This is a genomic window from Pseudomonas sp. lyk4-R2A-10, assembly GCF_030209075.1.
GTDB classification, from domain to species: Bacteria; Pseudomonadota; Gammaproteobacteria; order Pseudomonadales; family Pseudomonadaceae; genus Aquipseudomonas; species Aquipseudomonas glycinae.
The window spans coordinates 1-23,757 of record NZ_JARVSR010000022.1; the positions used below are offsets into that span (position 1 = coordinate 1).

The 23,757-nt window shown below is 61.7% G+C and carries 18 protein-coding genes and 2 pseudogenes; 10 read left to right on the forward strand and 10 right to left on the reverse strand.

The features are described 5' to 3' along the window. Positions 1–135: 135 nt before the first annotated feature. From QRN46_RS28180 to QRN46_RS28190, 3 genes are read left to right on the forward strand one after another with little or no spacing between them, the layout of a single operon-like run. Positions 136–795, forward strand: a complete 660-nt coding sequence (locus tag QRN46_RS28180; protein ID WP_007951772.1) for a paraquat-inducible protein A — start codon at positions 136–138, stop codon at positions 793–795. Next, complete coding sequence (locus tag QRN46_RS28185; protein WP_011335949.1) at positions 782–1,405, forward strand: paraquat-inducible protein A; 624 nt, start codon at positions 782–784, stop codon at positions 1,403–1,405. The genes QRN46_RS28180 and QRN46_RS28185 overlap by 14 nt, the downstream gene beginning before the upstream one ends. Beyond that, entirely contained in the window at positions 1,398–3,701 is a 2,304-nt protein-coding gene (locus QRN46_RS28190) for a PqiB family protein (protein ID WP_221616154.1), read from the forward strand. Before QRN46_RS28185 ends, QRN46_RS28190 begins: the two co-directional genes overlap by 8 nt. A gap of 69 nt (positions 3,702–3,770) precedes the next feature. Here QRN46_RS28190 and mksF read toward each other — a convergent pair whose 3' ends face one another. From mksF to mksB, 3 genes are read right to left on the reverse strand one after another with little or no spacing between them, the layout of a single operon-like run. Beyond that, a complete protein-coding gene (gene mksF, locus QRN46_RS28195) occupies positions 3,771–6,611 on the reverse strand; it encodes an Mks condensin complex protein MksF (RefSeq protein ID WP_221616155.1) in 2,841 nt (946 codons plus the stop codon). Further along, positions 6,608–7,309, reverse strand: coding sequence for an Mks condensin complex protein MksE (gene mksE, locus QRN46_RS28200; RefSeq protein ID WP_011335946.1), 702 nt, complete (start codon positions 7,307–7,309; stop codon positions 6,608–6,610). Before mksE ends, mksF begins: the two co-directional genes overlap by 4 nt. Then, positions 7,299–8,579 (reverse strand): Mks condensin complex protein MksB, encoded by a 1,281-nt coding sequence (gene mksB, locus QRN46_RS28205; protein WP_162803847.1) that lies wholly within the window; start codon positions 8,577–8,579, stop codon positions 7,299–7,301. Before mksB ends, mksE begins: the two co-directional genes overlap by 11 nt. A 231-nt stretch (positions 8,580–8,810) precedes the next feature. Here mksB and QRN46_RS28210 point away from each other — a divergent pair, with 231 nt between their 5' ends. Further along, positions 8,811–9,557: an energy transducer TonB gene (locus tag QRN46_RS28210; protein ID WP_201816546.1), complete on the forward strand. Its 747-nt coding sequence runs from the start codon at positions 8,811–8,813 to the stop codon at positions 9,555–9,557. Continuing rightward, entirely contained in the window at positions 9,550–10,002 is a 453-nt protein-coding gene (rimI, locus tag QRN46_RS28215; RefSeq protein WP_007951758.1) for a ribosomal protein S18-alanine N-acetyltransferase, read from the forward strand. The genes QRN46_RS28210 and rimI overlap by 8 nt, the downstream gene beginning before the upstream one ends. A gap of 15 nt (positions 10,003–10,017) precedes the next feature. On the opposite strand, the gene QRN46_RS28220 is transcribed toward rimI, so the two are convergent. Next, on the reverse strand, positions 10,018–10,422 hold the full coding sequence (locus QRN46_RS28220; RefSeq protein ID WP_285358706.1) for a serine kinase/phosphatase: 405 nt from the start codon (positions 10,420–10,422) through the stop codon (positions 10,018–10,020). 141 nt (positions 10,423–10,563) lie between these two features. On the opposite strand from QRN46_RS28220, the gene can reads away from it, so the two are divergent. Then, positions 10,564–11,208: a carbonate dehydratase gene (gene can, locus QRN46_RS28225; RefSeq protein WP_011335942.1), complete on the forward strand. Its 645-nt coding sequence runs from the start codon at positions 10,564–10,566 to the stop codon at positions 11,206–11,208. A gap of 8 nt (positions 11,209–11,216) precedes the next feature. Here the strand turns inward: can and QRN46_RS28230 are convergent, their stop codons facing one another. From QRN46_RS28230 to QRN46_RS28250, 5 genes are all read right to left on the reverse strand, one after another. Next, on the reverse strand, positions 11,217–11,741 hold the full coding sequence (locus QRN46_RS28230) for an SET domain-containing protein-lysine N-methyltransferase (protein WP_041475429.1): 525 nt from the start codon (positions 11,739–11,741) through the stop codon (positions 11,217–11,219). Positions 11,742–11,923: 182 nt separating this feature from the next. After that, positions 11,924–13,096, reverse strand: a complete 1,173-nt coding sequence (locus QRN46_RS28235; RefSeq protein ID WP_011335940.1) for a hypothetical protein — start codon at positions 13,094–13,096, stop codon at positions 11,924–11,926. A gap of 62 nt (positions 13,097–13,158) precedes the next feature. Beyond that, positions 13,159–14,871 carry a J domain-containing protein gene (locus QRN46_RS28240; protein WP_011335939.1) on the reverse strand — a complete coding sequence of 571 codons (1,713 nt, stop codon included), beginning with the start codon at positions 14,869–14,871 and terminating at the stop codon, positions 13,159–13,161. An 11-nt stretch (positions 14,872–14,882) separates the two neighbouring features. Further along, complete coding sequence (locus tag QRN46_RS28245; protein ID WP_285358709.1) at positions 14,883–16,580, reverse strand: molecular chaperone HscC; 1,698 nt, start codon at positions 16,578–16,580, stop codon at positions 14,883–14,885. A 201-nt stretch (positions 16,581–16,781) separates the two neighbouring features. Beyond that, positions 16,782–18,200 carry a short-chain fatty acid transporter gene (locus tag QRN46_RS28250; RefSeq protein WP_007951749.1) on the reverse strand — a complete coding sequence of 473 codons (1,419 nt, stop codon included), beginning with the start codon at positions 18,198–18,200 and terminating at the stop codon, positions 16,782–16,784. Between the two features lie 199 nt (positions 18,201–18,399). Here QRN46_RS28250 and QRN46_RS28255 point away from each other — a divergent pair, with 199 nt between their 5' ends. From QRN46_RS28255 to QRN46_RS28265, 4 genes and pseudogenes are all read left to right on the forward strand, one after another. After that, positions 18,400–19,713, forward strand: a complete 1,314-nt coding sequence (locus QRN46_RS28255) for an MFS transporter (protein WP_041475428.1) — start codon at positions 18,400–18,402, stop codon at positions 19,711–19,713. A 207-nt stretch (positions 19,714–19,920) separates the two neighbouring features. Beyond that, positions 19,921–20,559, forward strand: a pseudogene (locus tag QRN46_RS29220) (PAS domain-containing protein); the annotation flags it as partial. A 156-nt stretch (positions 20,560–20,715) separates the two neighbouring features. Then, a pseudogene (locus QRN46_RS29225) lies at positions 20,716–21,147 on the forward strand (methyl-accepting chemotaxis protein); the annotation flags it as partial. Positions 21,148–21,234: 87 nt separating this feature from the next. Then, the gene (locus tag QRN46_RS28265; protein ID WP_011335935.1) at positions 21,235–21,834 is read left to right on the forward strand and encodes a flavin reductase family protein; all 600 of its coding nucleotides are present in this window, start codon (positions 21,235–21,237) and stop codon (positions 21,832–21,834) included. 88 nt (positions 21,835–21,922) lie between these two features. On the opposite strand, the gene ggt is transcribed toward QRN46_RS28265, so the two are convergent. Next, positions 21,923–23,755, reverse strand: a complete 1,833-nt coding sequence (gene ggt / locus QRN46_RS28270; RefSeq protein WP_285358711.1) for a gamma-glutamyltransferase — start codon at positions 23,753–23,755, stop codon at positions 21,923–21,925. Positions 23,756–23,757 lie beyond the last annotated feature (2 nt).

The window sequence follows — 23,757 nt, forward strand, 5'->3', positions numbered from 1 at the left end:
CCCAATTGCGAAAGCAGTTGGGGTTTTGTTTTGCCCGCAGGAAAGTTTTTGCTCGCGTCAGCGAACAAATTTGCACAGTTATTTTCGAATCAGAACACTAGAATAGATCCCAACTTTTTCGGAGCCAGAGCCCTTATGTCAGATTCGGTTGACGCCCCAGGGCTGTCAGATTTACCGCTGGATGACTTGGTGGCCTGTCATGAGTGCGATCTGCTGATGCGCAAGCCCAAGCTTGCTCACGGCGAAAAAGCCCTCTGCCCACGCTGCGGTTACGAACTCTACGCTCATCGTCATAACGTGGTGCAGCGCAGTCTTGCCCTGGTCATTGCCGCGCTGTTGCTCTATGTACCGGCGAACTTTTTACCCATCATGCAGCTCAATGTTCTCGGGCAATCGTCGCAGGACACGGTCTGGAGCGGTGTGATCGGCCTGTTCAACACCGATATGCGCGGTGTTTCGGTTGTCGTATTCCTTTGCAGCATGGCGATTCCACTGTTGAAACTGTTGTGTCAGTTGATCGTGTTGCTGACGATCCGTTTCAACATCGGACGCAGTTATGGCCTGCTGCTCTACCGCATTTATCACCACCTCAAAGACTGGGGCATGCTCGAGGTCTACCTCATGGGCGTCCTGGTCGCGATCGTCAAACTGGCGGACATGGCGGCTATCACCGTGGGCCTCGGTCTGGCATGTTTCATCGGCTTGTTACTGGTTCAGGTCTGGCTCGAAGTGGTGATGTCACCGCACCAGATCTGGCAGGCGTTATCAGGAGAAGATGCCCATGCGGGCGATTGATGCGGGCATTCTGATCTGTACCGAATGCCACGAACTGAACAGGCAGGATGCAGACAGCGATGTGCAGACCTGCACCCGATGCGGTGCGCTGGTTCACGCCCGGCGGCCCAACAGCCTTGCGCGAACCTGGGCGCTGTTGATCACGGCCGCGATTATCTACATCCCGGCCAACGTACTGCCGATCATGACCGTCAGCTCACTGGGGCAGGGTGATCCGAGCACGATCATGTCCGGCGTCATCCAGCTGGTGCAGCACGGCATGATTCCGATTGCCGCCGTGGTGTTCATCGCCAGCATCCTGGTGCCGACGTTCAAGCTGGTGGGCATCGCGCTGCTGCTGTTTTCCGTGCAGCGCCGCCAGCCCTTGTCCGCCCGTCAGCGGATCTGGATGTACCGCTTCATCGAGTTCATCGGCCGCTGGTCGATGCTCGATATTTTTGTGATCGCCATTCTGGTGGCGGTCGTCAACTTCGGCCGGCTTGCCAGTGTCGAAGCCAATCTTGGCGCCATCGCCTTCGCCAGTGTGGTGATTCTGACGATGCTCGCCGCTGTCACTTTCGATCCCCGACTGATTTGGGATAACACGGAGTCGGACGCCGACCATGACTGATTTGCCTGTAGCGAAAACCCGACCGGCTTCGAACTGGTCTGCCATCTGGGTGCTGCCCCTGATCGCTCTGATTATCGGCGGCTGGCTCGGCTGGCGTGCCTATAACGAAACCGGCATCGAGATTCAGGTGCGGTTTGAAAGCGGTGAAGGCATTCAGGCCAACAAGACCGAGGTGGTCTACAAAGGCATGCCGGTCGGCAAGGTGAAAGCCCTCAAGCTCGATGATGAAGGCAACTCCAAAGGTGTCATCGCGACCATCGAGATGAACAAGGATGTCGATCAGTACCTGAAGACCAGCACCCGTTTCTGGCTGGTCAAGCCAAGCGTGACCCTGGCCGGGATCACCGGCCTGGAGACCCTGGTATCGGGTAACTACGTCGCCATCAGCCCCGGCGAAGGCGAGCCGACCCGCAAGTTCAAGGCCCTGGCCGAAGAGCCACCGCTATCGGACTCCAAGCCCGGCCTGCACCTGACGATCAAGGCCGATCGCCTCGGTTCGTTGAATCGCGGCAGCCCAGTGTTCTACAAGCAGATCAAAGTGGGTCAGATCAAAAGTTACGTGCTGTCGGAAGACCAGAGCACCGTCGAACTCAAGGTGTTCATCGAACCGACCTACGCCAAACTGGTGCGCAAACACACCCGTTTCTGGAACGCCAGCGGCATCAGCATCGACGCCAACCTGTCCGGGGTGAAAGTGCGCAGCGAATCCCTGGCCAGCATCGTCGCCGGCGGTATCGCCTTCGCTACGCCGGAGAACCGCAAGGACAGCCCGCCCACCGATCCAAGCCTGCCGTTCCGTCTCTACGAAGACTTCGATGCGGCCGCCGCCGGTATCCGTGTAAAGGTCAAACTCAGCGATTTCGAGGGCCTCCAAGCCGGGCGCACTCCAGTGATGTACAAGGGCATTCAGGTCGGTAACCTGAAAGCGCTGAAAATCGATCCTGACCTGTCCAGCGCCACCGCCGAACTGACTCTCGACCCGCTGGCTGAAGACTATCTGGTCACCGGCACGCAATTCTGGGTGGTCAAACCATCGATCTCCCTGGCCGGCATCACCGGTCTGGAAGCGTTGGTAAAAGGTAACTACATCGCCGTACGCCCGGGTGACAAGGGTGGTGCGCCACAGCGTGAATTCGAAGCCCGGCCCAAAGCGCCGCCGCTGGATCTGCGCGCACCCGGCCTGCACCTGGTGTTGTTTACCGATACCCTTGGCTCGATCGATGTCGGCAGCCCGATCCTCTACAAGCAGGTCAAGGTCGGTTCGGTGCAGAGTTATCAGTTCTCCAAGACCCGCAAGCAACTGGTGATCGGCGTCCACATCGAGAAGGAATACGAAAACCTGGTCAACGCCTCGACCCGGTTCTGGAACGTCAGCGGCGTCACGCTGACCGGCGGTTTGACCGGTGGGATTCAGGTCAAGAGTGAATCGCTGCAGACCCTGATGGCCGGCGGCATCGCCTTCGAAACCCCGCAAGCCAAGGCACCGCTGCAAAAACGCATTCCGCGCTTCCGTCTGTTCGCCAGCCATGATGAAGCGAATCAGAAAGGCGCCGTCGTCACCATCAAGGTCGATCGCGCGGACGGACTGCGCAGCGGCACCCCGGTTCGCTTCAAAGGCCTGGACGTTGGCAAGATCGAAAGCGTCGACCTGACCGATGATCTGCAATCGGTGATCCTCACCGCGCGCATCACCGAAGTGCCGGAGAAGATCGCACGGGTCGGCAGCCAGTTCTGGGTGGTCAAACCGGAATTGGGTCTGATCAAGACCTCGAACCTGGAGACCCTGGTCACCGGCCAGTACATCGAAGTGCAACCGGCGGCCAAGAACCTCGGCCCGCAGAAGAACTTCGTGGCCCTGGCCAATCCGCCGGAAGTCACCAAGCAAGAGGCTGGCTTGAGTCTGGTATTGAGCGCTGCCCGTCGCGGTTCGCTGAAGCCGGGTGTGCCGGTCACCTACCGCGAAATCACCGTGGGCAAAGTCACCGGCTACGAACTGGGCCAGACAGCGGATCGCGTACTGGTGCACATCCTGATCGAACCGAAATACGCTCCACTGGTGCGCAGCGGCAGTCGCTTCTGGAACACCAGCGGCGTCGGTTTCGACATCGGCCTGTTCAAAGGCGTAACCGTACGCACGGAGTCGCTTGAAACAGCGATTCAGGGCGGCATCGCTTTTGCCACCCCGGACGGCGAGAAGATGGGCAACCCAGCCCGTGCCGAACAAACCTTCCCGCTGTTTGACAAGTTTGAAGACGAGTGGCTGAACTGGGCACCGAAAATTCCCCTCGGCAAATAATCCAGAGCCCATGAAAAAGGGCCACGATCCATTGGATCGCGGCCCTTTTTTGTGCCCGTCAGTTACGTATCAAACCGCATCCAGCTCCGGCTCGTCAGCTTCGACGTTGATCGTGGCCTTCACCACATCGTGACGACGGATGTACTTCCAGTCCGCTTCGTCGATGTAGATGCCGGCCGGCCCGCTGCCGCCTTCCAGGTCGATGGCGACACTGGCGCACACCTGCGGCTTCACGCTCGCCAGAATCGGCACGAAGCCCAGTTGCAGGCTGGTTTCCAGCAGTGCGGCCTGGTTTTTCTCGTCGATGTCTGCTGCCTCGTCGAGGTAGTACGGCAGGCGCACGCGACCGGCCAGGTCGCGATCCATCAAGTGCAGCAACAAGTACATGTTGGTCAGCGCCTTGATGGTCATCGTCGTGCCGTTGGACGCCGCGCCATCGATGTCGGTGTGGATCACCGGCTGGCCGTTGACCTTGGTGATCTCGAACGCCAGTTCGAACAGGTCCTTGAGGCCGAGCTGGTTGTGGTTCGCCGCCACCAGCCGCGCCAGGTATTCCTTGGCCTCTTCGTTCTTGTTGTCCTGTTCCGCACTTTGGTTCAGGTCGAACACCGACAGGGTTTCGCCTTCTTCGTACTGACCGGCGCTGTGGATGATCTGGTCGATGTGCTTGAGCGCTTCCTTGTTCGGTGCGAGCACGATACGGAAGCTCTGCAGGTTGGACACCTGACGCTTGTTGATCTCGCGGTTGAACAGCGCCAGTTGGTGCTCGAGGCTGTCGTAGTCGCTGCGGATGTTGCGCAGGGTCCGCGCGATATCGGTCACGGCTGCGCGACGGGCCTTGCCCAGGGTCAGGGCTTCGTCGGTGCGGTGCGCGTAAGCGTTGATCAGCAACGACAGACGGCGCTCCATATCGTCTTCGCTGTCGAACTTGGCCACGCCTTTGAGGCGCACCTGCGCGTACAACGCTTCGATCTGCCCGTCGGCGCGCAGCAGGCCTTGCCAGCTGTCCTGATAGTCGTTGAGCAGCGGCAGCAGGTTGTCCATCGAATCGTCGACCGGATCCATGAACGGCGTACCGAACGGCAGGTCCGCCGGCAGCAACTGACGGCGACGCAGGGCATCGTCGAGCGTGCGCTGCTTGGCTTCCATGTCGGCGATCTGCCGGCCGACCAGTTGCAGCTTGGCCGACAGTTGCTGGACGCGCTCGGTGAACGCATCGCTGGAGCGCTTGAGTTCGTCCTGCGCGGCTTCCATCTGCGCCAGTTGCTCGAGCTTGTCGCCTTCTTCGGCGCTCAGGGTCTGGGTGCGACGGAAGTCTTCCAGCGCCTTCTGCGCATCCAGCACCTGCTGATACAGCGCTTCGGTCTGGGTCTTGCTCGCGGCGCGGTCGGCGGCCACCGCTTGCTGGGTCTTGAGTTGCTTGAGCTCTTTTTCCAGACGCTCTTTCTGATCGCGCAACGCGGCACGGTCGGCCAGCGCTTGCAGAGCCGGAGGCTCGATGTGCGAGATGTCGATCGACAGGCCCGGCACTTCGAAACGCTCGCCCTTGAAGCCGTCGAGGATCAGCTCCACCGATTTCACCCACTCGCCGTTCTCGTCGAGGGTGATGCCGTGTTCGCCCAGCGGCAGGCTGAACAGCGCGCTGTTGAACAGGCGCATCAGGCGCTCGACGTCCTGTTGCGAGAACTCTTCGCGCAGGCGGGCGTAGCTGTTGTTGTCGGCGTGATCGAGTTGCTGCTTCACCGACTTCAGGCGTTTTTCCAGATCGCGAAGACGTTCTTCGAGATCCTCGGCACTGAATTGACGGGACTGCGCCAGCGCACCGGCCAGTTCGTCGTGAGCGTCCTTGGCCGCCAGCAGTTGCTGCTCCAGCACTTTGACGTCATCGACCAGGGCGAAGCGGTTCTTCAGAACGGACAACTCGCCGAGCCAGCGCTGGATACCGGAGATTTCCCGCTCCAGACGCATGAGTTCCTGGGTGCCACCGCGCTGATCGTTTTGCAGATCGTCCTGCTCGCGACGGTAGTGCTCGGCCTGGATGGTCAGCTCTTCCTTGCGCGCCGTGGCGTAGTCCGACCAGGTGCCGAGCAAAGAGTCGAGCAGTGGCGACAGGCGATGCAGTTTGCCGCGCAGTACATCGCGCTGTTTCACGCCGTTGGCCAAGGCTTCGACCAACGGGCCGGCAGCGACCAGCGAGTTGTAGTCCTGTTCCATGCGCCGCACGTCGCGGAAGGCTTCTTCGCACGCCGCGATGTAATCGACGCTGCCGGAACGCAGGCTGTGTTCGAAGGCATCGAGGAACAGCTGCTTGAGCTTGGCTGCGGTGATTTCGCGCATGTGCAGCAGGTTGATGAACAGCGCACGGAAAGTCTTCAGGCTCTGCTCGCTGGTGGAGCGCAGTGGGATCAAGGTCAGATCCAGCGGGATCGACGTGTGACCGCCAACCAGCAAGCGACGCAGCTCATCCGGCTTGAGTTCGTAGGCTTTCAGGCCTTCTTTCTCAAGGTTGCTGAACAGCTCTTTCTGCCGCAGGCAGGTGTCGTTTTTCTGGTAGTGCGCCAGATCGAGCTTGCCGGCGTAGGCAAAGAACTGGTGACCGAAACCGCCACCCGGGCCGCGACCGACCACGCCGATCACGTGCGGGCCATGAGGCAGATTCACTTCGACGAGGATGTAGCTGGTGTCGGAGGCAAAGTAGAAACGCCGGGATTGCTCCAGGCTGTACTTGCCGAAGCTCATGTCCGACATGCGCGCCAGGATCGGGAACTGCAAGGCGTTGATCGAGGCGGATTTACCGAGGTTGTTCGCGCCGTAGACCGACAGCGGTTCTTCCAGCGGGAACAGGCCAAGGCTGTAACCGGCGGTGTTCAAAAGGGCAAAGCGGCGGATGCCGTAGCGTTCCTGGCTCATGCGTCGGACTCCTGTTCTTCGGCAATGGCGCGGGCCAGTGCGTCTTCTTCGCTTTCTTCCTCAAATTCGGAAAGATCGAGCGGGTCGTCGGTGGCGAGGAATTTGGCCTCGGCTTCTTCGTCGATCAGCACCGGTGCCGGCAGCGGCAGAACACTGTGCACGCTGGCCGCCAGATCACGGTCCTGCTGGACCGACAGGCAGACGTCGAGGAATCGGTGCATCGGCGGCAGGAAACGGTACACGCCGTTTTCCTCGCTGGCGAAACCGAGCTGGGTCATGCGACGCATGATTTTTTCTTCGAGCTCTTCAACGGTCTGCACTTCGGCCTGGATGAACAGGTCGCGGTACTTTTCCAGCAGCGACGGCAGTTCTTCGCGGCCGAGGCTGCCGCCGTCGAGCACAGCGATCGGGTCGCGGCCCTGATCGGCCAGATGCTCGACGAGGATGAAAGTGAACAGCGCCAGGCGCTGAGCGGTCTTGTTCACCGCCGCTGCGGCCATGTCCGGCACGAAGTAGTAGAAACCACGGGTGTCGCAGACCAGTTCGAAGCCCAGCGCCTTGAACAGCGTGCGGTACTGGTCCTGGAAGTTCGACAGTTGCGCGTACAGCTCCGGGTCGCGACGGCTGACGTGGTAGCCCTTGAACAGCTCGCGAAAGATCGGCGCCAGCTGAGACAGTTCGGATAGATCAAGATGCATTGGGGATGCTCGCAGAATCCTCGGCGGCGGTATCGCCGGCCGAGAGCAGGGCGAAGGAGCGCAGGCTGACCTGATGCTCGTGAGTGTGGTATTCGCGGCGTTCCAGACGCTCGCGCTTGAAGCGTTTTTCCCGCGACAGGCGCGAGAACCAGTAAAGCAATTCGTCGGTCGCGCCGTCCGGCTCCTGCTCCAGCAGCCAGGTCATCAGGTCCGGCATCGGCAGGGATTCTTCGCAGCGGTCGACCATCTCGCGCACGGTGCGCGGGGCACGCGGGGCATCGCCGGTCTTCTGCGATTTGTGCGCCTTGGGGAAACGCGCCGGTTTCGGCTCGAACCGGGCCAGGGCGTAGACGTAGGCTTCGACCTGACTGGCGCTGCCGAGAAAGGTGCTTTGCGGCCGGGTGAACAGTGGCATCGCCGCTTGTGGCACCGCGTCAATGCCTTTGCGGCGGATCGCGGCGAGGGCCAGCGCAGCACCACGGGTCACGGCGTTGTGCCGGCGGGCTTCTTCACGCAGCGGCAGCAGCAATTCCCGGGCGTGACGCAGGGTCAGCTGGGCACTGGTCTGCATTTCGAGGATGCGCGCGTGGGTGCGCAGCAGCATGTCGTCATCGACCAGATGGCCGAGGCGCTGCTGTTCGCTGAGCATTTTCAGCAATACGGTTTCGACCTTGCGCACGCCTTGCTCGAAAGCGCCGTCGGCGTTCACCAGATCGATCATCGGCTCGACGTATTCGTCCCACGTCGCCAGTACTTCGGCGTAACGCTGACGCAGCGGAATCTGCCGGTCGCTGGTCTTGGCCCGCTCGGCCACGGCCACCAGCGCCTGTTCGTCGTTGTCGAGTTTCTTCAGCACGTCGCGCACGCGCATGTCGAGCAGGCGCAGCTGGCGCGCCAGATCATTGCCGTCACGGACGTCGAACGCATCCTGGATATAACCGGCCAGACGCTCGAGGTGACGCAGATAGGCTTCGATCTCCAGGCACAGGCCCAGACGGTGCTCGCGGCGCAGGTAGGCGAGGAAGTCGTGGATCTGCGCATTGAGCTCGAAACGGTTCGGGCTTTTCGCCACGGGAACCAGAATGTCGAGACGGATCCACACGTCGAGCAGGCTGGTGATGTCCTGCGGCGTGCTGTCCAGTTGCTGGGCGGCCAGTTGCGTGCGCAGTTCGTTGAGGCTCAGGGTGCCCTGGTCGAAGTGCTCGCACAGTGGCTCCAGAAGTGCCCAGTGTTCAGCGAGGGCGCGCAAGACGCGCTTGGGTTCGATCATCGGAATGGCCGGCTGGTTGGCGATTAAAAGCCGCGATTGTACTGCATCACGAAGGATGCGATTCACTCTCGGGACGGGCTGTCGCTTTTCTTTGCGTCAAGCTATCGGTCAAGACTATCGATCAACAGCGCGCGATCTTGAGCGAAGGGCGGTAGAATCAGCGCACTTCAGTTATCCACAAGTGGCCGACCCTTGCTAATCGAGTCCCGCCGCCGCGCCTATTTGAACGCCATGCAGGTGGTCAACTGGCTGCCGCGCACCGAATTGCCCTTTGCCGCGCCGTCGCGGCCCGAGCTGCTGGACATGCCCGAGCCCGAGATTGCCGCGCCGGTGATCCCGGCCATCCCGGCCGAAGCGCCGGAGCAGCCGGCCACGCGTCCGGTCGAACGGCCGAAAATCGAAGTTCCGCGACCTTCGCTGGCCAGCACCCGCACGGGCGCCAAACCGGTCGAAGAAGTCGACGAAACACCCGTGGTGGCCAAGCCGGCACCGGTGCCGCCACCACGTTTTGCCCTGCAATTGCTGCGCGCCGGCCGTTGCCTGCTGCTGGTGGAGTTACCCACAGGCGAAGCCTTCCAGTCCCGCGATCCTGCCTATCTGTTGCTCAAGGACATGCTGCGCGCCGCCGGTCTGCCGGACGCGCCGCAGATTGTCGGTGAGCCGGTGCGCTGGCCGTGGCTGAACCGCGGCACGATGGATCAGGGCCCTGAAGCGGCCCGGGATTTCGTCCAGGGATTCCTGTCGGTGCAGATGGAGGCGGCGCCGTGCGCCTGCCTGTGGCTGATCGGCCTGCCGGCGGTGCGCTTTGCCGGTGAAGCGGATGCCGAAGCGTTCAACACTGAATTGCAAATCGAGGGTCTTGGCCTGGCGTGGGCCGTGCCGGGGCTGGAATTGTTGATGGATGAGCCACAGCGCAAGGCCGCCGTGTGGCAAGCCATGCGTCGGCTGATGGCGCGCTGGAAAGAATCGAATGAGTGACGCTGTATCGTTTCGCCCGATGACCGAGGCGGATCTGGACGCCGTGCTGAAGATTGAATTCGCCGCGTACAGCCATCCGTGGACCCGCGGGATTTTTCTCGACGGCCTGGGCAAGTACCAGATCTGGCTGATGTTCGAAGGAGAGCAGCAGGTGGGCCACGGGGTGGTGCAGATCATTCTCGATGAGGCGCACCTGCTCAACATCACGGTCAAGCCGGAAAACCAGGGGCGCGGGCTGGGGCTGACCCTGCTCGAATACCTGATGTCCCGCGCCTACGCCGCCGATGCCCGGGAATGCTTTCTGGAAGTGCGCGACAGCAACACCTCGGCCTTTCGCTTGTACGAGCGCTATGGCTTCAACGAGATCGGCCGGCGCCGGGATTACTACCCGGCGGTCGGCGGGCGTGAAGATGCCGTGGTCATGGCCTGCACGCTCGTCGACTGATCGCGGCAGGTGTCCTCAGCGCTTGCGATCCAGCGGATCGCGGCGCGCCAGTTCCGCTTCATCCAGCCCGTTGCCGCCGCCGATGTCGTTGCCGTCGACCACGCTCAAATCCCAATCGGCCTGATTGCCTTCACCGAGTTCCCGAGCATCCCGGGCACCGTCCTCACGGATCAGGGTTTCCGGGCTAAGGTCGTCGTCGGTAGGCTCATGATCGGCGGTCGATGCCCCAGTCAAACCGGCTTCGCGCACGCGCTCGCGTGGCATCAACTGTTCGCGCTCGCGTTCAGGCAGTTCATCGCCGATCTTCGCACTGGGCTCTTCATCGTCGAAATCCAGCTCGTGCACCGACCCCATGCGGTCTTCGTTATCATCGATGGGCTCCGGTTGCACCGCATCGTACGGACGTCGTGAATCAGGCATGGCAAATCCTCATTCTGTGGGCCTTACTGAGGTGGACTCACCGGGCGCGCGAGAATTCAAAGCAAATCACCAGCGATCCGTGCGTGACCCCGACGGGTGGTCGACTGTCATACCAGCGCATCTTTCTTGAGGCCTTACAGCATGCATGACTTACAAGACCTGATTGATAACAACGAGCGTTGGGCTGACGCGATCACCAAGGAAGACCCGGATTTCTTCGCCAAGCTGGCCCGTCAGCAGACGCCTGAATATCTGTGGATCGGCTGCTCCGACGCACGGGTGCCGGCCAATGAAATCGTCGGCATGCTGCCGGGCGATCTGTTCGTTCACCGCAACGTCGCCAACGTGGTGCTGCACACCGACCTCAACTGCCTGTCGGTGATCCAGTACGCAGTGGACGTGCTCAAGGTCAAACATATCCTGGTGACCGGACACTACGGCTGCGGCGGTGTGCGGGCGTCGATGCAGGATCGTCAGTTCGGCCTGATCGACGGCTGGCTGCGTTCGATCCGCGACCTGTATTACGAAAAACGCGAAGAGCTGGCCAGGCTGCCGACCGAAGAAGAACAGGTCGATCGTCTGTGCGAGCTCAACGTGATTCAGCAAGTGGCCAACGTCGCCCACACCAGCATCATCCAGAACGCCTGGCATCGCGGGCAGAGCCTGTCGATCCACGGTTGCATCTACGGCATCAAGGATGGTCGCTGGAAGAGCCTGAACACCACGATCAGCGGTTTCGAGCAATTACCGCCGCAGTACCGCTTGCGTCCGGTCGGCGCGCCTTGACCGGTCGTTCAGCGTAAACCTTGTCGCCGCCAGCTGAGCAAATAGCGCTGGCCTTCAAGATTGGGTGATTCGTCGTAACCGGTGATCCACCCACGGCAGCGCGAGGACCCGCAACCGCAGGCGAACTGCCGCAGCAGTTTGTCTTCGGTGGCGGTGTAATCAATGGTCAGCCTTTCACCCTCCACAATGTCGCGCAGGGCCCATACCCATAATTCGCTCATGTCGAGAAAGGTGTTCGGGTCGCAACAATGCTCGAACGCGCCGCAAAAGCGCGGATCGTAAAGATGGATGCCGGCCAGCAATTGCCGGGTCTGCCGGCAGCGATAGGGCAGCAACTGGCCTGAAACCCGGCACATTCGGGTGATGCGCATGAATGCCCGGCACGCTATGACAGCGGTGGCCACGCCGTCGGGATCGTGAACAATCTCGAAATCCTGTTTTGACGGAAATCCCAGGCGCACAGGGAGTCCGGCAAAAGGATAAATGCCCTCGGTATCGCGTGCCGCTTTACCCGGTAGTGCGTAAGTGTTCATAACGATCCCTGTTGGATTCGGTGTCGCGACATCCCTCGGCTGACGTCCTGTCAGTCCTGCAACACGATTGATTGGATCCAAGATCCCGTAAATCACACTAGCGGTCTACTGTCAGATCTGACAGGCGAAATAGACGCTTTCCCGAGTCAGCCGAGGCTGACACGGGAGCGTCGCACGTTCGTTCAGAGGTGGGCGGCGGGCGCGGCCATGTCCGGCAATGGACTTTTCAGCTGTTGCAGCTGGGATTTGACCGGTGCGGTCGAACAGGTTTTGTCCGCCTGTGCCACGGTCTCGTTGCGGATCGTGGTGTAGAACAGCTCGCAGGTCTTGGCTTTCTGCGTCACTTGCCAGGTCTGGGTGCAACTGTTGAGCAGTGTCTTCGGATCGGTGCCCGGTTTGCTGCCCATTCCGGCCTGCCAGCAGGCAGCGCTCAAGTCTTGTCCCATCACCTTCAGACCGGCCGCATCGGCCTTGGCCTGGGCATCGTCGCCGGTGTAGTTGCTCGGGTCGGCGGCGTACCAGATGTAGCTCGGGTGGTTGGAACCCAGCACCGGTACGTTCACCCCCGCGCTCGGGCTGATGGTCGCCAGGCCCAGTACATTCACGGTCGCACCGTATTGCTGCTTGATCCAGTTACGCACCGGCGCACCAAAGGCAACCATCGGCAGCACGGTGCCGCTGGCGTTCTGGCTGACCTGCCTGACCATGGTGGTCTGGTAATCCTTGAAGTAGTCGTACACGCCTTCCAGATCCTTGCCGGCGCTGGCGGGCGCGGCGATCGGGGCGATGTCGATGATGGTCTGGTAGGCCGGCGTCTGGTCGGCGGGAATGCCATTGTCGGTTAGCAGCGCGGCCCAGCGGTCGGTAGTGTTCGAGCGCAGGTAATCCTGGGCCTGGGTCAGCGAGTAATCCGGCGGGAAGTGCAGCAGCTCGACACTCTTGCGGTTTTCCAGGGCCATGCCCAGTGGCAGGAACAGATACCAGCTGTACGCCCATTTGCCGTCGGCGTTGAGCTTGCTGGCGCCGGTGTAGGCCAGGTCGCCGGCGTCCAGCAGCGCGGTCAGCGGTTTGTCGTAGCCCTGTGGTACGCCGCTGATTTCGGCATAGAGCTGATCGTTGTCGTTTTTCACCAGCACCTTGGCGTTGGTGTAGCCGTCACGCTGCACGCTCTGGCTCAGGTAATGGGCGACGGTCTGCTCCAGCGTCCAGTTGCGAAAGCAGATCACGCTGCAATTGTTGGGGTAGGCGAAGAGGCGGGTGACGCGTTCGGTGCTGCCCAGTTTCAGGTCGACATCGGCGTGGGCGGCGGCGCTCAACGTGAGCGCCGCGAGGGTGAGGCCTGCGAGTTTCAACATGCTCAGATCCTTTTCAGCGAGGGTAATACCTTGGTGGAAGGGCTATCCGGCCCGCGTCTAGCCTAGCCGGGGAACAGGTGTTTCAGCGAATAACCAAGCTGACTCGCAAGAGTCACCCCGGTCATGAACACCAGAAACAGCAGTTGTAACGGGCTGAAGTGCGCCCAGTGCAGGGCGGTCAGCCAAGGGTGTTTGTCACTGAATTCCGGGTCGAGCGTACCGATGCGCCGCTTGTGCCAAAGCCCGATCACGATGACGCCGATGTAGGTGAAGGCTCCCAGGCCGCCGAGCATGACCGAGAACAGCAGGATCATGACGGCTTGCGGCACGCCATGGCGCAGCACAAGCCAGCGGGTATCAGGGTTCCATCGGCGTGGAATGATCCTTTCGGTCAACCACAGATCCTGAACGATCAAATGGGCGCTGATCAGAAACCAATAACTCAAGCCGATCCGGAAAAACCAGACAGGAACGCAGGCGAAGGCCAGGGGAATGACGATGCTCATGGCTGTGGTTTTATGCTCGGCGGGCAGATAGAACAGCCACAGCGCCAGCGCGATCGCCGCCCATGACTGCATCCAGGTTTCGGCGGCGATGTAGCGCGGCAGAAAGCGTCGCCAGTAGAAGACGTCGGCGTACGGCAGGCGGGCGAGCAGGTCGGGGAAGCGCCACTTGAGGGTTTCCGACAACTGCTGGCAGGCCTGCCAGTCCGCCGGAATGAAGCGGTCGGTCATGTCTTTCTGTTGCCGCGGCTTCATCGGGCTGATCAGCATCCGTGCGGCCAGCGCATCGGGCGACCCGTTGCGCTGATCTTCGGCCCGGGCGCACAGATTGTCGTAGAGGCTTTCCTGATTGCAGCGCTCGATCATCTCCTGCCAGAGCCAGTCCGGTTGCGGATGGATGCCCTTGGTGTCGTCCCAACCAAACAATTGGGAGACGCGGTCGAACAGCGGCACGCTCCACTCCGTGTCCTGCAGCAGTTGCAGGATGATCTGCTGCCAGTGTTCCCGACGGTCGAACACCTGGAGCCAGGGTTGGGCCGTATAAGTCTTGAGCAGCGCGAGAAATTCGCGCTCGTTTTGCGATGCGAGCAGCGTTTCCAGCGATTGTCGGTAATCCGCCAGCAACTCGTTGGCGAGAATGATGCGCTGCCGGTCGCCGATGACGATCTCCTGCCATGGGCCCAGCCAACCCAGGTGCTGTACCGCCCAACGGGCAATCGAAAGGCGCAGGGCGGGCTGATCGAAGCACAACGTCAGCAACAGGGTCTGGAACGCTTGCGCACAGTCCTGCTGGCACGCTTGCTCCCAGCGCTGGTCCAGATTGGTGTCCGAGAGGCCGTCCAGCAATTGCGACGCGGCTTCAACGGCCGAGTCGGCGGTCTGCTCCGCGGGCTCCGGGTTCAGGGGTTGTACCCGCAAGGTCTGCGACTCGAGCGGTGCTTCGGGCGCGGCCGGGGCCACCGGTTCGAACAGCGCCGCAGGGTAATCCCGCGCATCGGTCCCGGTCTTCTGCAGTGGCTGGGCCATGGACTGCTCTTGTACCGCCAGCGCGGCGATCCCCGGGGCCAGCATGACGTCGTCGTGCTCTTCGGTCTCTTCGTTTTCAAGGCGCCACTGGGCAATCGACAGTGCGCGTTCATAAGCCTCGCGCAGGCGCTGGAAGCCTGCGGCATCTTCATCGGGCCGAAAGACTTTCAGCAGACGCGCATAGCTGCGCTTGATATCACGCAGCCCGGCGTCTTCGGGCAGTTGCAGGACGGACCAGCATTCCATGTCGTGCTTCCTTACTGCCAGGGGCTGCGGTCGAGGGCGCTCAATTGCTTGCTCAGTTCGGTACGGGTTTCACGGATCTGCCGCTCGTCCTGGGAGTCCAGCGCCTGCTGGAATTGCTTGGCCCAATAGCCGATCTGATCGCGCAGGTCGCCCAGGCTTTCCTGATACAGACGTTCCAGCCGTGCACTGAGCAGGGTGTTCACTTGCTGCTCGCGCGGATGGATCTTCAGTTGCGCCAGGGCTTGCAGACGCTGCTGGATTTCCTCGGGCGTCAGCACGCCGGGGTTGTTCTCGATGACCAGCGAATGCTGCTGACCGGTCAGAGGAATGCTGACCTGGGCTTCGAGCAGGCCGTTGTTGTCGTAGGTGAAGCGCACATCCAGCTCGACTTCGCCGGCCTTGCGCTTGGGCACCTTGATGTCCAGTTGGCCGAGCGCCACGTTGTCTTTGACCAGACGGCTTTCGCCCTGAAAGATTTTCACGACGACCTGTTCCTGATTGTCGTGAAGGGTCTGCACGGTTTTCACCCGGCTGACCGGGACGATGCTGTTGCGCTCGATGATCGGCAGGTAATGACCGCTTTCATACTGGCGACCGACCTGCGTAGAGGTCTCGATCCCCAGGGTGTAGGAGCAGACATCGGTGAGCACCACTTCTTCCAGCGCGGCCGAACGGGCTTTTAGCGCTGCCTGAATCGCCGCGCCCTGAGCGACCACTTGATCCGGATCGAGGCTGATCGACGGGAAACGGCCGAACAGCCCGGCAGCCAGTTTGCGCACCAGCGGCATGCGGGTGGTGCCGCCGACCAGCAGGATTTCATCGAGATCGCTGACGCGGATGCGTGCGTCGCGCAGGGCCCGTTCGATCGGCGCGCGCAGGCGTTCGAGCAACGGCATGTACAGCGTCGCCATTTGCGCCTGAGTGATGGTCTGGGTCCATTGCTTTTCGCCGACCTGCAATCTGAATTCGGCGCTGGCGTCCTGGCCCAGTGCGCGGCGTACACGCTCGGCTTCGCGGCGCAGCGGCTGGAGGATGGTCGAGCGCTCGGGGAAATCCGATACGTTGCGATGCTGATCGATAAAGTGCTCGAGCAGCACGTTGTCGAAATCCTCGCCGCCGAGGAAGTTGTCACCGGCGCTGGCGCGCACTTCCATGACGCCTTCGAAGAGTTCGAGAATCGACACGTCGAACGTACCGCCGCCCAGGTCGAACACCAGGAACGAAGTTTCCTTGTCCCGTTGGTGCAGTCCGTAGGCGAGTGCGGCGGCGGTGGGTTCGTTGATCAACTTTTCGACTTTCAGGCACGCCAGCTCACCGGCGATGCGCGTGGCCTTGCGCTGGGCGTCGCTGAAATACGCCGGAACGCTGATCACGGCTTCCGTGACGGTCTGGCCGTAGGTGCGCTCGACGTCTTCTTTCAGACTCTTGAGTACCAGCGCCGACAGCTCTTCAGGACGGAATTTTTTATCCCCGAGGTAGACCTCCGTCGCACTGCCCATATGACGCTTGAACAGCGACGCGGTCAGACGCGGATGAGTGTGCAGGCGTTCGCGGGCAGCTTGCCCGACCAGAATCCGGCCCTGATCGTCCAGGCCCACCACGCTGGGTGTCAGGAACTGCCCCAGGGCGTTAGGCACCAACTCAGTGGCATCGCCGCGCCATACGGCAACAAGGCTGTTGGTGGTTCCCAGGTCAATCCCGACGATCATTGCAACGAACTCCCTTTGCGCTCAGACAAAAAATGAAACAGATATGGGGCGCGCAAGAATATTACCGAGGCAGTGGCGCGGTAAAGAAAGATGATGGCTCTGAGCCATTATTTGCGACAGGCAGCCGCAGGAGGGATCGTTCGGGGCGATTTTGTCGATGGGAAAGACAGGGCGCCAGAGCCGGCGCCCTGTAGACATCGTTTAGGGCATGACGGGCGGCAGATACGACAGCGTCGTACCCAGAGCCCACAGCAGCACCAATACCAGCGGCGTGTGCACCAGTAATTGCACGAACGAAAAACCGATCAGATCCCGCGCCTTGAGCCCCAGCACGCCCAGCAGCGGCAGCATATAAAACGGGTTGATCAGATTCGGCAGGGCTTCTGCGGCGTTGTAGATCTGCACCGCCCAGCCGAGGTGATAGTTGAGATCGTTGGCCACCTGCATTACGTACGGCGCCTCGATGATCCATTTGCCGCCGCCGGACGGAATGAAGAAACCGAGAATCGCCGAGTACACACCCATCAGCAACGCATAGGTGTCGTGGGAAGCGATGCTTACGAAGAACGTCGAGATGTGATGGGCCAGGGTCTGGGCGTCGGTGCCCTTGACCGTGGTCATCAGCGCGGCAATCGAGCCGTACAGCGGGAACTGGATCAGTACCCCGGTGGTGGTCGGCACGGCGCGCGACACCGCATCGAGGAAACTGCGCGGGCGCCAGTGCAGCAACGCGCCGAGCATGATGAACAGGAAGTTGTAGGTGTTGAGCCCGGAAATCGCGGTGATCGCAGGTTTGGTCGAAAACTCGTGGAACAGCCATCCGGCCGCCAGCAGCACCAGCAGGATGATCAGCAGCGGGCTGTGTTCCAGCCATTCGCCAGGGCGGGTGCGCGGTTGCAGCGGTGGCAGGTTGAAGGCCGGGTCGATGCCGCAGGCCTTGGCGTCACGCGCCGAGTTCGGGCCGGGCGCGGTGGCGTAGGCGATGATGATCGAAATCACGATCAGCGCCAGCAGCATCACGCCCGACTGCCAGAGGAAAATCGTCTGGGTGAACGGAATCACCCCGGTGATCGACAGGATCGACGGCGGCAGGCTGGCCGGGTTGGCCTGCAACTGCGCGGCGGACGACGACAGTCCCAGTGCCCACACGGCGCCGAGGCCAAGGTAGGCGGCGGCACCGGCGGCGCGATAGTCCATTTTCAGATCGGTGCGGCGGGCGAGGGCGCGAACCAGCAGACCGCCGAACACCAGCGACAGGCCCCAGTTGAGCAAGGACGCGACCATCGAGATCAGCGCGACCCACGCCACGGCAGAGCGACCGTTCTTCGGGATCCGCGCCAGGCGATCGATCAGTTTCACGGCGGGCGGCGAACTGGCCACGACATAACCACCGATCACCACGAACGCCATCTGCATGGTGAACGGGATCAGGCTCCAGAATCCGTCCCCGAACGCCATGGCGGCGTCGGTGGGTTTGGCGCCCATGGCCAGGGTCGCCAGCGCGACGATGATCACCGCCAGTGCGGCGAACACCCAGGAGTCGGGAAACCAGCGTTCGGCGAAACTTGAACAGCGCAAGGCAAAGCGCGCAGAGCGGCTATCTTCGATATCAACGGCCACGGGAGTACCTCGGATTTTTATGTTTATTGTGGTCTTCGGGGCCTGGCCGGCCCGTCTGGACAGCTGCCAACAGTAAATCAACCGGCGGATTTTTGTGACCGTGTTTTGCTGAATCAGACTATGGTCTAACGGGTTGTCCGGCGGCCCGTTTGCGTAGACCATGGGCGCCTTGGTTTTTTGCCTGCCAGAGTTCTTTACCATGACTGCCCATTCCACTGCCCGACCGGCGCCGTTCAGCCGTTCCGACTACAAGACCCTCGGCCTTGCGGCCCTGGGCGGGGCGCTGGAGATCTACGATTTCATCATTTTCGTGTTCTTCGCCCTGACCCTCAGCCAGTTGTTCTTCCCGCCGGAAATGCCCGAGTGGCTGCGCCTGCTGCAAAGCTTCGGGATCTTCGTCACCGGCTATCTGGCGCGCCCGCTGGGCGGGATCCTGATGGCGCATTTCGCCGACCGGTTGGGGCGCAAGAAAGTCTTCAGCCTGAGCATCCTGATGATGGCGCTGCCGTGCCTGCTGATCGGGATCATGCCGACCTACGCGCAGATCGGCTATTTCGCACCATTGTTGTTGTTGGCGTTGCGCATCCTGCAAGGCGCGGCAGTGGGCGGTGAAGTGCCGAGCGCCTGGGTGTTCGTGGCCGAGCACGCGCCGGCCGGGCATCGCGGTTATGCCCTGGGCTTTCTGCAGGCCGGGCTGACCTTCGGTTATCTGATCGGCGCATTGACCGCGACTTTCCTGGCGCAAGTGTTCACCCCGGCCGAAGTGCTCGATTACGCCTGGCGTTATCCGTTCCTGCTCGGTGGGGTGTTCGGTGTGATCGGCGTCTGGTTGCGTCGCTGGTTGAGCGAAACTCCTGTTTTCATGGCCATGGAAGCGCAGCGCGAGGCGCGGGTCGAACTCCCGCTGCGCACCGTGCTGCGCGATCATCGACTGGCCATGTTGCCGGCGATGCTGCTGACCTGCGTACTGACCTCGGCGGTAGTGGTGTTCGTGGTCATTACCCCGACCATGATGCAGAAAACCTTCGGCATGACCGCCGGCCATACTTTTGCGTTGAGCGCGCTGGGCATTGTTTTCCTGAACATCGGCTGCGTGATCGCCGGACGGCTGGTCGATCGCATCGGCGCCTGGCGCACGGTCATGCTCTACAGTCTGTTGCTGCCACTGGGGATCGGCCTGCTTTACACCTGCCTGATCAGCGGCGGGGACTGGATCGGTCTGGCCTACGCCATCGCCGGGCTGTGCTGTGGCGTGGTCGGTGCGGTGCCGTCAGTGATGGTCAGCCTGTTCCCGGCGCGGATCCGCGTTTCCGGGATCTCCTTCACCTACAACATTGCCTACGCCGCCTGGGCCAGTGTCACGCCGTTGCTGCTGATCGGTCTGATGCCATGGAGCCCGTGGATCTGCGTGATGTTCTGCGCGGTGATGGGCGCGGTGGGCGTCGTCAGTGCAGCGTATTTCGGCTCGCGGATGCCGCGCGCGGAGCCGTGTCCGGTGGCCGGCACCGCCTGAGTTGTCGAGGCTTAACTATTTTTGTAGGACAAGCCTCGCGCGCTCTTCAGAAAAGATTTCCAAGGCCGATGGCTAGGCTGCATACCCGCTATCCATCCAGTCCATCGGTGCTTTCCCATGTTCAACAAACGCCTGAAGCAAGAGCTGGCGGCTCTTCGTGAAGAACTCTCCAGCCTTCTGCAAGTGAAGGAGAGCCTGGAAAGCGAGATGCTGGTGCTCACCCTTGAGCCCGACGGACGGATTCAGTCGGTCAACCAGAACTTCCTCAGCGAAATGCTCTACAAGAGCCACGACCTGATTGGCCGCGCCATCGAAGACATCGTGCCGGCCCATGTGAAATCCGACGAATTTCATCACCGCTTCAAGGCCGCTCTGACCCGTGGCGAGCATTTTGCCGGCGCCGTTCGCCTTTCCCGCGGCAATGGCGAAGAGGCGTGGCTGCGTTCGATCGTGCAGCCGATTCGCTCGTCGGATGGCCGGATCAAGCACTTCTCGATTTTCTCCAGCGACCTGACCCGCACCATCGAGGCCTCGCGCGAACACGAAAACCTGATCGGCGCACTGGTGCGTTCGACCGCCGTGATCGAGTTCGACCTCAGCGGCAACGTACTGAGTGCCAACGACCGGTTCCTGCAGGGCATGGGTTACAGCCTGGCGCAGATCAAGGGCAAACATCACCGCCAGTTCTGCGAGCCGGAGGAGTACAACAGCGCCGAGTACCAGAACTTCTGGCGTCGCCTGAATAACGGCGAATTCGTTGCCGGCCGTTTTAAGCGAGTCGATAGCCATGGTCGGACGGTCTGGCTGGAGGCGTCCTACAACCCGGTGCTCGACGCCAACGAAAAGCTCTACAAAGTGGTGAAGTTCGCCACGGTGATCACCGATCAGGTCAATCAAGAGCAGGCCGTCGCCGATGCCGCCAATATCGCCTACAGCACGTCCCTGCAAACCGACAGCACCGCCCAGCGTGGCACCCGTGTGGTGACCGAAGCGGTCAATGTGATGCGCGATCTGTCGAAGCACATGCAGACCGCCGGCGAAGGCATCGAGGCGCTGAACGAGCAATCCCAGGTGATCGGCACCATCGTCAAGACCATCAGCGGCATTGCCGAACAGACCAACCTGCTGGCACTTAACGCCGCCATCGAAGCCGCTCGCGCCGGTGAACAGGGGCGCGGGTTTGCGGTGGTGGCCGACGAAGTGCGGCAACTGGCTTCGCGCACCAGCCAGGCGACCGAGGAAATCGTCGGCGTGGTTCGCCAGAACCAGGACATGGCGCGCAACGCCGTGGCCCTGATGACCGACGGCAAGCAACAGGCCGAGCAAGGTCTGGCGCTGGCGGCGGAGGCCGGTACGGTGATCGTCGAGATCCAGGACGGCGCGCAGAAAGTGGTGGATGCAGTCGGCCAGTTCGCCAACCAGCTATCCAACTGATGCCTGCCAGGCGAAGGGATTGCCCACGGCAATCCCTTCGTTGTTTTTATCCCGCTACAATCGGCTCTTTTTCCCGGAGCAGATCCCATGAGCGAGTCCTTCCGTCGCCCGGTTCCCCTGAACAAAGCCTACCGCCTGCTCAATCACGGGCCGACCGTGCTGGTCAGCGCCACCCATGACGGGCAGCGCAACATCATGGCTGCTGCGTGGGCCATGCCGCTGGATTTCGAACCGCCGAAAGTCGCGGTGGTCCTCGACAAATCCACCTGGACCCGGCAACTGCTCGAGGCGTCGGGCACCTTTGTTCTGAACGTTCCTTGCGTGCATCAGGCCGACATTGTGCAGACTGTCGGTTCGACCTCGGGCCTGGAAATCAATCGCGATCAAGGTCAGGACAAGTTCCAGGCGTACGGCTTGCAGAGCTTCGCTGGCGAGCAGGTCGAGGCACCGATGCTGGTCGGTTGCGTGGCCTGGCTCGAATGCCGGTTGCTGCCGGAACCGCGCAATCATGAACAGTACGATCTGTTCCTGGCCGAGGTGATCGCGGCGCAGGCTGATTCGCGGGCGTTCAGCGATGGACGCTGGCATTTTGAAGGGCATGACGGCCTGCGCACGCTGCACCATGTGGCCGGTGGACATTTCCTGACCATTGGCGATCCGGTGGATGGCAAGATGCTCGAGGTTTGAGCGCCGCTGAATGACAAGTCATGGCCGGATGTTGCAATACAAAAAAGGCTTACCTCTCGGTAAGCCTTTTTCAGTTGGCAGCGTTGATTCAATCCCCCAACGCTGCTCCTTCGCGCCGAGGATCTGCCCCACCTGACAGCGTTGCCTTCCCCGCAGCATCCTTGACCCGCACGATGGCCTGGGTGCCGCTGGTCATGTCGATTTCGCTGACGGTGTGGCCCTTGTCCTTGAGTGCCTGGATCAGCGTCGGGCTGAACTGGCCCTGTTCGAGTTCAGTGGGGCCGTTGCGGCTGCCGAAGTTGGGCAGGCTGATGGCGCTTTGCGGGTCGAGGTTCCAGTCGAGCAGGCCGACCGTGGTTTTGGCCACGTACTCGATGATCTGCGAGCCGCCCGGAGAGCCGACGGTGGCGACGAACTCGCCGCTGTTGCGGTCGAAGATCAGGGTCGGCGCCATCGATGAGCGCGGGCGTTTGCCGGGTTCCACGCGGTTGGCGACTTTCTGGCCGTTCTCTTCGGGGAGGAACGAGAAATCGGTCATCTGATTGTTGAGCAAGAAGCCCTGAACCATCAGGTGCGAGCCGAACGCTGCTTCGATGGTGGTCGTCATCGACACGGCGCCACCGAAGTCATCCACGGCAACCACTTGTGAGGTGGAAATGCGCAGCGGCGAGCGATCCGGCGCATAGACAACCTGTATGCCCGGCGGTGTACCGGGTTTGGCGCTGCCAATGCTGCGTTCGCTGATCAGGCTGGCGCGACTGGCCAGGTAACCCGGATCGACCAGGCCTTTGACCGGTACCGGCACGAAGTCGGTATCGGCTACGTATTGCGCGCGGTCGGCGTAGGCCAGACGCTCGGCTTCGGCGATCAGGTGCACGGCTTGCGGTGCAGGTTCGATGCCGGCGGGCTTATTGGTCTTCACAGGCTTGAGCGGCGTCAGGGACAGGCGCGGATCGCGGGTTTCCAGCGCCTGCAAGGTGCCGAGAATCTGCGCCACCGCAATCCCGCCCGATGAGGGTGGCGGCATTCCGCACACCTGCCAGCGCTTGTAGTCGGTGCACAGGGGCGCGCGTTCCTTGGCCTGATAGTGCTGAAGGTCGGTCAGCGACAGGCTACCGGGGTTGGCGTGGCCCTGAACCTTGTCCACGATCTCTTCGGCGATCGGGCCTTTGTACAGTGCGTCCGCACCTTCGTTGGCGATGCGTTTGAGAACGGCGGCCAGCGCCGGGTTCTGCAAGCGAGTGCCGACGGCTTTGACGCTGCCATCGCTGTTCAGAAAATACCTGGCCATGTCCGGCGAGCGGCGTATCTCCGGATCGGATTTCAGCAGTGAATGCAGGCGCGGGGAGATCGCAAAACCCTGTTCGGCGAGTTTGATCGCCGGTTCGAACAGCTTGGCCCACGGCAAGCGGCCGTGCTTTTTGTGCGCCAGTTCCAGCGCTCGCATCACGCCCGGCGTGCCGACGGAGCGTCCGCCGATCTGCGCCTGCGGGAACGGCATCGGTTTGCCGTCTGCCTGTAGAAACAGCTTCTCGGTCGCGCCGGCTGGTGCGGTTTCGCGACCGTCGTAGGTGCGCACCTGTTTGCCATCCCACAGCACGATCATCGCGCCACCACCGATCCCCGAGGACTGCGGTTCGACCAGAGTCAACACGGCTTGCATCGCGATGGCGGCATCGATGGCGGAACCACCCTGACGCAACATTTCGCGACCGGCTTCGGCGGCCAGCGGATTGGCTGCGGCGGCCATGTGTTTTTCGGCGTGGCTGGCTTGCAGGCCGGTGCGGTAGCCGGAGGCGGCTTCCGGTGCCACTGGCAGGGTCGAGGAGGGCGGTGCGTTGCAGGCCGTAAGGGCAATGGCGCTGACGATCAGTGTCAGGGCGGGCAGACGAAAGCGGTTCAGGGAAAGGGCTGGAAGCACGC